The 7509-nt window shown below is 62.9% G+C and carries 8 protein-coding genes; 6 read left to right on the forward strand and 2 right to left on the reverse strand.

Translation table 11 applies throughout. From position 1 onward, the window contains the following. Positions 1 to 10 precede the first annotated feature (10 nt). From fliM to fliR, 6 genes are read left to right on the forward strand one after another with little or no spacing between them, the layout of a single operon-like run. On the forward strand, positions 11 to 1015 hold the full coding sequence (gene fliM / locus PSV40_RS06480; RefSeq protein WP_300535699.1) for a flagellar motor switch protein FliM: 1005 nt from the start codon (positions 11 to 13) through the stop codon (positions 1013 to 1015). Beyond that, positions 1008 to 1481 carry a flagellar motor switch protein FliN gene (fliN, locus tag PSV40_RS06485; RefSeq protein WP_300535702.1) on the forward strand — a complete coding sequence of 158 codons (474 nt, stop codon included), beginning with the start codon at positions 1008 to 1010 and terminating at the stop codon, positions 1479 to 1481. The genes fliM and fliN overlap by 8 nt, the downstream gene beginning before the upstream one ends. Then, on the forward strand, positions 1478 to 1948 hold the full coding sequence (gene fliO / locus PSV40_RS06490) for a flagellar biosynthetic protein FliO (protein WP_300535705.1): 471 nt from the start codon (positions 1478 to 1480) through the stop codon (positions 1946 to 1948). The genes fliN and fliO overlap by 4 nt, the downstream gene beginning before the upstream one ends. 47 nt (positions 1949 to 1995) lie before the next feature. Continuing rightward, on the forward strand, positions 1996 to 2718 hold the full coding sequence (gene fliP / locus PSV40_RS06495; protein WP_300535728.1) for a flagellar type III secretion system pore protein FliP: 723 nt from the start codon (positions 1996 to 1998) through the stop codon (positions 2716 to 2718). 13 nt (positions 2719 to 2731) lie between these two features. Continuing rightward, a complete protein-coding gene (fliQ, locus tag PSV40_RS06500; RefSeq protein WP_300535707.1) occupies positions 2732 to 3001 on the forward strand; it encodes a flagellar biosynthesis protein FliQ in 270 nt (89 codons plus the stop codon). Further along, positions 3001 to 3795, forward strand: a complete 795-nt coding sequence (gene fliR, locus PSV40_RS06505) for a flagellar biosynthetic protein FliR (protein WP_300535710.1) — start codon at positions 3001 to 3003, stop codon at positions 3793 to 3795. The genes fliQ and fliR overlap by 1 nt, the downstream gene beginning before the upstream one ends. Before the next feature lie 246 nt (positions 3796 to 4041). Here fliR and flgL read toward each other — a convergent pair whose 3' ends face one another. Then, complete coding sequence (gene flgL, locus PSV40_RS06510; RefSeq protein ID WP_300535712.1) at positions 4042 to 5271, reverse strand: flagellar hook-associated protein FlgL; 1230 nt, start codon at positions 5269 to 5271, stop codon at positions 4042 to 4044. Between the two features lie 23 nt (positions 5272 to 5294). After that, complete coding sequence (flgK, locus tag PSV40_RS06515; protein ID WP_300535714.1) at positions 5295 to 7283, reverse strand: flagellar hook-associated protein FlgK; 1989 nt, start codon at positions 7281 to 7283, stop codon at positions 5295 to 5297. Between the last annotated feature and the right edge of the window lie 226 nt (positions 7284 to 7509).

Genomic DNA, 7509 nt, shown 5'->3' on the forward strand with positions numbered 1-7509 from the left:
AAATTCACCCATGGCTTATGACCAGCAGCTGTCCCAGGACGAAGTAGATGCGCTGCTGCAGGGTGTCACCGGTGACACCGACGCAGTCACTGCACCGCCACCTCCCCCGCAAGGTCCGCCGACCTACAACCTCGGCACCGATGATCGCATCGTGCGCAGCCGCATGCACACGCTGGAGGTCATCAACGACCGTTTTGCCCGGCAACTGCGCAGTGCGCTGCTGACTTTCATGCGGCGCAGCGCCGACATTTCGGTCGGCGCGGTGCAGATCCAGAAGTACGGCGACTTCATCCGGCACCTGCCGGTTCCGGCCAACATCAACCTCATGCACATGAAGCCGCTGCGCGGCACGGCCCTGTTCGTGTTCGACCCCAAGCTGGTTTTCCTCGTGGTGGACAACCTGTTCGGCAGCGACGGCCGTTACCACGTCCGGATCGAGGGTCGCGACTTCACCCAGACCGAACAGCGCATCATCAAGCGGCTGCTCAACCTCACGCTGGAAAGTTACGGCAGCGCGTGGCAGCCGGTCTATCCGCTTGACTTTGAATATGTGCGCTCCGAGATGCACGCCAAACTGGCCAACATCGTGGCACCCAACGAAGTGGTGATCAACACCACCTTCCAGATCGAGTTCGGGCCCATTGGGGGCGCGCTCAATGTCTGCATTCCGTACTCCATGATCGAGCCGATCCGGGACCTGCTGTCCAACCCGCTGCAGGACGAAATCGAAGTTGACAAACGCTGGGTCAAACAGCTGTCGCAGCAGGTGCAAAGCGCCGACGTCGAGCTCAGGGCGCATTTCCTGACCATGCAGTCGAGCATTGGCCAGCTTCTCAGACTGCAGGCCGGCGACGTGCTGCCTGTGGAGATTCCGGAAACCATCATCGGCAAGGTCAATGGCGTGCCCGTCATGGAATGCGGCTACGGCACCTCCAACAACCACTATGCCTTGCGCGTGGAAAAAATGATCCACCACCAAGACAGCGACTCCAGCAAGGGAAAAGACCATGAGTGAAGACAGCAAGCAAGAGCCGGCGGCGGAACTGGACGACTGGGGCAGCGCGCTCGCCGAGCAGGCGCTCGCCTCCGCACCTGAACCTGCCCCTGAACCTGCACCCGCCCCTGTTGCGCCGCCTCCGGCGCCCGCGGTACCGTCCACACCGGCCGGCGAGCGGGTTTTCCAGCCGCTGCAGAGCCAAGCGGGTTCTGACATCGCAAGGGGCGACATCGACAGGGTGCTGGATGTTCCTGTCCAGCTGACCGCTGAACTGGGACGCACGCGCATCACCATCAAGAGCCTGCTCCAGCTGTCGCAGGGCTCGGTTGTCGAACTGGACGGCCTGGCGGGGCAGCCGATGGATGTTTTCATCAATGGTTACCTGATTGCACAAGGGGAAGTGGTGGTTGTCAACGACAAGTTCGGCATCCGCCTGACCGACATCATCACGCCGTCCGAACGCATGCAGAAACTGAACCGATGAGCCGGCCGGACCTCCGCGCACTGGCCGCCACCGCGCTGGCCTGCGTCAGTTTTTCAGCCGGTGCGGTGTTGCCGACCGTTCCCACAGCGGCGGCAGAACCCGTGCGCTCATTCGGCGCCGCCGGCCTGCTGCAGGCTGGCCTGGGCCTGGCCGTGGTGCTTGCCCTCATCTTTCTCTGCGCCTGGGCCGCACGGCGCTTCGGCCTGCCGCAGGCCGGCGGCGGCCGCCTGCTGAAGGTGGTGTCCAGTGCCATGGTGGGCCAGCGCGAACGCGTGGTGGTCGTGGAAATCGGCGGCTCGTGGCTGGTGCTCGGCGTCGCCGCGGGCCAGGTCAGCGCACTGCACACCATGCCGGCCGGAAAGTTATCCGACACCAACGCGGCGCCCATGTTCAGCGGCATGGAGGGCGCGGGGGCCTTCTCCCAGAAACTGCTTGAATCCCTGAACAAACTCAAGAAGCGGGACTGAGCATGCGCCCTGTTCGCCTGCCGGGCCGCGCGGCCCTGCTGCCCCTGATGTTTGTGCTGCTGTGGCTGTTGTGGCCCGCGCTGGCATCGGCCCAGGGCCTGCCCGGCATCACCAGCACGCGCGGCCCCGGCGGCAGCCAGACCTGGTCGCTGACGGTGCAGACCATGGTGCTTCTGACCTCATTGTCGTTTCTGCCGGCGCTGCTGCTGTCCATGACCAGCTTCACCCGCATTCTCATCGTGCTGGGCCTGCTGCGCACGGCCATTGGCACGCAGTCGGCCCCGCCCAACCAGATCCTCGTCGGCCTGTCGCTGTTCCTGACTTTTTTCGTGATGTCGCCGGTGTTCGACAAGGTCCACAGCGAGGCTTACAAGCCTTTTGCCGAAAACCGGATCAGCGCCGAGCAGGCACTCGAACGCGGGATCGCGCCCTTCAAGCAATTCATGCTCAAACAGACCCGCGAGGCCGACCTGGCGCTGTTCGCCAAACTTGCCAATGCGCCGTCCATGGAAGGCCCGGAACAGGTGACCTTGCGCATCTTGCTGCCGGCCTTTGTGATCAGTGAGCTCAAAACCGCCTTCCAGATCGGCTTCACCATCTTTCTGCCCTTTTTGATCATTGACCTGGTCGTCGCCAGTGTGCTGATGTCCATGGGCATGATGATGGTGCCACCTGCGACCATTTCGCTGCCCTTCAAGCTGATGCTGTTTGTGCTGGTGGACGGCTGGCAGCTGCTGATAGGCGCGCTGGCGCAGAGCTTCTACACCTAGGGATGAACTGGATATGACACCCGAATCAGTCATGACGCTCGGCTACGAGGCCATGAAGCTGGCGCTGCTGCTGGGCGCCCCGCTGCTGCTGGTGGCACTGGTCACCGGTTTGCTCATCAGCCTGTTCCAGGCGGCCACGCAAATCAACGAGATGACGCTGTCCTTCATCCCCAAGCTGCTGGCGGTGTTCGCCACCCTGGTGTTGGCCGGGCCCTGGATGCTCAACTCGGTGGTCGACTACATGCACAACCTGTTCTCGTCGATTCCGCAAATCATCGGGTGATGCCCGCGATTGTTTCGGTCACCTCGGACCAGCTCAACCTCTGGCTGCTGGCTTTTCTCTGGCCCTTTGTGCGCATGCTGGCGCTGATCAGCACGGCGCCGCTGTTCAGCGAACGTGCCGTGCCGCGCTCGGCCAAGGTCGGCCTGGCCGCGCTGCTGGCGATCGTGGTCTCGCCCACCTTGGGCGCCATGCCCGCCGTGCCGCTGATGTCCGTGGGCGGCTTGTGGATCATGGTGCAGCAGGTGCTGATAGGCGCGGCGATCGGGTTTTCCATGCGCCTGGTGTTTGCCATGGTGCAGGCGGCCGGTGAATATGTGGGCCTGCAAATGGGCCTGTCTTTTGCATCTTTTTTCGACCCGACCAGCGGGGGCAACACCATGGTGCTGGCGCGTCTGCTCAATGTGATAGCCATACTGCTGTTTCTGGCGGTGGACGGCCACCTGATGCTGATCATGGTGCTGGTCCAGAGTTTTCAGGTGCTTCCGGTGTCCGACGCGCCGCTGGCGGCCGGTGGCTGGTTTCTGCTGGCCTCGGCCGGCGGCCATGTGATCTCGGACGGGCTGATGCTGGCCCTGCCGCTGATCGCCATCTTGCTGACCCTGAACCTGGCCATGGGCATCCTGAACCGGGTGTCTCCCCAGTTCAGCATTTTCGCGGTGGGTTTCCCCATCACGCTGCTGGCCGGCATGGCCATGCTGCAGCTCCTGATGCAATACCTGGGGCCGTTTCTGGAGCCACGTTTTGCGGCGACTTTCACGTCCATCCTGGAGTTTCTGGGGGCACTGAGGTCCTGAGGACTGCAGACGCGCTGGCTGCCCTCACCCCTGCCCTCGCCCAGGGGGAGAGGGAGCAAGAAGGGTGGCCTCCCACCTCCCGTCTTTTTTTCCATCTCCCTCTCCCTCTCCCTCTCCCTCCGGGAGAGGGCGGGGGTGAGGGCCGGCCCCAGACCGCACACGGCCGCATTTTCAAGCCAAATCGGACGCCAGCTCTTTATCCACGGGTGCCATCAGCTATGAATTATATAGCAATAAAGAGGAGGTCTACAGGTAGTTGAACAGCGCAATCTGCTGGATCTTGACAAAAGTCTGCTGGCTGGCCTGCAGCGCGGTCTGGCGCTGGTAAAACTCCGCGATGGCCGCGGCGTAGTCCAGGTCCTGCAGGTCGGACAGGTAACTCTTGTCCGCCAGCTTGCGGCTGTCGCCGGTGACCTGCAGCGCGTCGAGCTCCTGCAGGCGCGAACCCACCGAGGAACGCACCGTCAGCACGTTGTCATGCGCGTTGGTGATCTTGACGTTGCCTGTGCTCAGGGCATTGAGCAGCTGGGCCTTGGCCGCCGGCGCGCCGGTATCCACCGGCACCTTCAGGGCCTTGATCACGTCGTTGATGGCCTCAAACACATTGGTGCCTGCATTTTTGGCGGTGGCGACGCTGAAGCTGTCGCCGGCAGCCGGCTCGCCGCTGATGCTGATTTGCAGGCCACCGAAGCTGATCGCGCTGCCCGCGGTGTAACCGGTGGACGCGCTCGTGACCGGTGGCTGTGACCTGGTCGTCACCGTGTAGTTGTTCGCGTCCACGAAATTGATTTCAAAATCCTGGCCGTAACTTGTGTTCGAAACATCCACCACGCTCACCGAGCTGAACACGCCGCTGCCGGCATTGGGCGCCGACGAGGAACTGGCCGGCGATGCGCTGACGTAACCCGCACCACCCTGCACCGACTGGAAAATGCTGCGGCCGTCGTCCGCACCGGCCATCTGGCGCGACACATCAACCTGCACCATGCGCTGGCCCTGGTCACCGTTGTACTTCATGCTGCCGTCGGCCTGCAAGGTAAAGGGCGCGGAGCCGCTCTTGAAGCCGGCGAACAGAAACTGGCCGTTGCCGTCGTCGCTGTTGGCCAGGCCCTGCAGCTGGTCCATGCTGCTTTGCAGGGTGCCGGCGATGGTCGCACGGTCGACATCGGTCAGGGTGCCGTTGCCAGCGGCGATCAACTGGGTCTTGATGCTCTGCATCACCGTGGTGACGCTTTGCAAGGCGTTTTCTTCCAGCGTCAGGCTTTGCACCGCATGGCCGCGGCTGGCCGCGTACTGCGCATTGAGGGCGATGGATTGCGACACGGCCAGCGCGCGGGTGGCGCCCAGCGGGTCGTCCGATGGTGCCAGGATTTTGGTGCCGGCGCCCAGCTGCTGTTGCACGCGCAGAAGGCTACTCTGCTGCCCGCCCATGGCGACGCGGCTTTGTTCATAAAAAGATTGTGTGCTGACACGCATTGTGGATTCCTCGGGTGTGGCGCTTAACGGATGCCAAGCACCGCGTCAAACATGGTGGACGCCGTCTGGATCACTTTGGCATTGGCCTGGTACATCTGCTGGAACATCAACAGGTTGGCGGTTTCCTCGTCCTGGTTGACACCCGACACGGACTGCTGGGCAGACCGGATTTGGGTGGTCAGGCTGGTCTGGGCGGTACCGGCGATCTGGATCTGCCGTGCCTTGTTGCCGACGCTGCTGACCAACTGCGCATACGCGTCGTTGAAGCTGGCCGACCCCTTTCCCATGGTTTTCTTGGTTTGCAAGGCGCCCAGCAGCAAGGCATTGCTGCCATCGGAAACGCCACCGCTGTTTTTCTCCACGGTGAACCGGTCGCTGTTCGAAGGCGTGCCGCTGATGGTGACGGTGATGCCATTGAAACTCATGGTCGCCCCCGGCGAATACGTGACGGGAGCGCCCGCGGCATAGGGGCTTGCAGGGTCGGGCACACCGTTGGCGGGTGTCACGGTGACGGCGGCTCCAGCCGGAAAACCCGACAGCTGATTGGTGGCACTGTTGTAGGTCAGTGTCACCGTGGCCGCCAGCGGTGTCGCCAGGTAGGCCGCGTCGACTTTTCCGGCGCTGATGGCGCCGCTGCCCTGGTTGCCGGCGGTGTTGCCGGTCACGACGGGCGAGGCCGCCGCGATTCTGGCCGGGTCGGACACCAGCACCGACAGGTCGCGTGCGCCGGTGCGGGTGGGCTGGATCAGGAAAGAATCACCCGGTGCGCCGGCGCCGCTGGCCAGCGTCAGGGTGACGCCGTCGAAGGTGGTGGTATCCGCAGGCGCTGCGCCGGGAAAACCAGCTGTCAGGGGAAGGGCCTGGTTGTCCGACAGCCGCGTCAGGGTGTAGGCCGGGCCGGCGGTCACGTCCAGGCGGTAGTCGCTGGTGGTCAGCTGGCTGCTGTCGGAAAAAGACGGCGTCAACACCAGGTTGCCTGTGTTCTTGCTGTTCGACAGCACACCGGGGCTGGCCTGCGAAAAGAAATCAGAACCCAGAACACCATTCAGATCAATGCCGAGGTTATGCTGGGCATTGAACGTATCGGCCAACGCAATCGCCATGCGGCCCAGCGAGTTTTGCGCCGGGGCCAGCGTTTCGCTGCGAAATTGCAGCAGCCCGCCGAGTGAGCCGCCGCCGCCGAGCATGCTGTCCTGCAGTTGCACGGCATTTCCGGCAGCGTTGACCACCGCGACAATGGTGCGGGCGGGATCGCCCGACGATGACACCGCCGCCAGCTTGGTGGCCCTGTCGCCCAGTACCAGGGTCTGTCCGTTGCCAATAAAGATGTTGTACTGGCCGCCGTCCTGCACCACCAGCTTGGTGCCGATCAGCTGTCCCAATTCATTGACCAGTTGGTCCCGTTGATCCAGCAGGTCATTGGGCGCCTGTCCGCCAGTGGCATTGCTGAGCATGGCCACTTGCTTGTTCAGGCTGGCGATCTGCTCGGCATAAGTGTTGATCTGCTCGACACTGCCGGCAATCTGGTCATTGACGCTTCCGTTGAGGCCGGTCAGGTACTGGTCCATGGACCGGAACTGGTTGGCCGTGGCTTGGGCGGAACTGATCAGTTGCTGCCGGGCCGCCGGATCGGCCGGGGTGTTGGCCACCGCCTGGATATTGGTGAACAGGGACTGCAGTTGGGGTGCCAGGCCCGCTTTCTGATCGGCCAGCAGGTTGTCGATCTGGCTGATCTGCGTGTAGTAGGTGGTCAGCGACTGGTTCAGGGACTGTGCCTGGTTGAGCTGCGACGCCAGGTACTGGTCGTAGCTGCGTGTCACGTCACCCACCTTCACACCGCTGCCGAAGAACCCGACGCTTGGGCTGTAAATGCCGCCATTCGATGCAACTTGCGCGGCCTGGCGGCTGTAGCCGGGGGTATTGACGTTGGCGGTATTGTGGCCGGTGGTCACCAATGCAGCCTGGGCGGCATTGAGACCGCTCAGGCCGGTATAAAACATGCTATTCGACATTAGGCTGGCCTTTCAAGGCGGCGACTGTTACCCGGTGACTCCGGTGACCCGGTGGCGTTTTTCGACCGCTTCTGAAATAGATAACGACACTTCCCCGGAAAACTTGAGGATGAAGCAAGCGCCCGTTTGCAGAAAACTTCAGCCTCAATACCCCGGGAAGTCATGAACTAGAACGTTTCCCAACTGCCACCGGCCGCAGCCAATTCGCCGGCCGGTGCAGCGGGCT

It is taken from the genome of Polaromonas sp., assembly GCF_029945925.1.
In the GTDB taxonomy this organism is placed as follows: domain Bacteria; phylum Pseudomonadota; class Gammaproteobacteria; order Burkholderiales; family Burkholderiaceae_C; genus Polaromonas.

Coding starts and splice junctions, on each gene's coding strand:
- fliM (WP_300535699.1), top strand. CDS start 11: ATGGCTTATGACCAGCAGCTGTCCCAGGACGAAGTAGATGCGCTGCTG.
- fliN (WP_300535702.1), top strand. CDS start 1,008: ATGAGTGAAGACAGCAAGCAAGAGCCGGCGGCGGAACTGGACGACTGG.
- fliO (WP_300535705.1), top strand. CDS start 1,478: ATGAGCCGGCCGGACCTCCGCGCACTGGCCGCCACCGCGCTGGCCTGC.
- fliP (WP_300535728.1), top strand. CDS start 1,996: ATGTTTGTGCTGCTGTGGCTGTTGTGGCCCGCGCTGGCATCGGCCCAG.
- fliQ (WP_300535707.1), top strand. CDS start 2,732: ATGACACCCGAATCAGTCATGACGCTCGGCTACGAGGCCATGAAGCTG.
- fliR (WP_300535710.1), top strand. CDS start 3,001: ATGCCCGCGATTGTTTCGGTCACCTCGGACCAGCTCAACCTCTGGCTG.
- flgL (WP_300535712.1), bottom strand. CDS start 5,271: ATGCGTGTCAGCACACAATCTTTTTATGAACAAAGCCGCGTCGCCATG.
- flgK (WP_300535714.1), bottom strand. CDS start 7,283: ATGTCGAATAGCATGTTTTATACCGGCCTGAGCGGTCTCAATGCCGCC.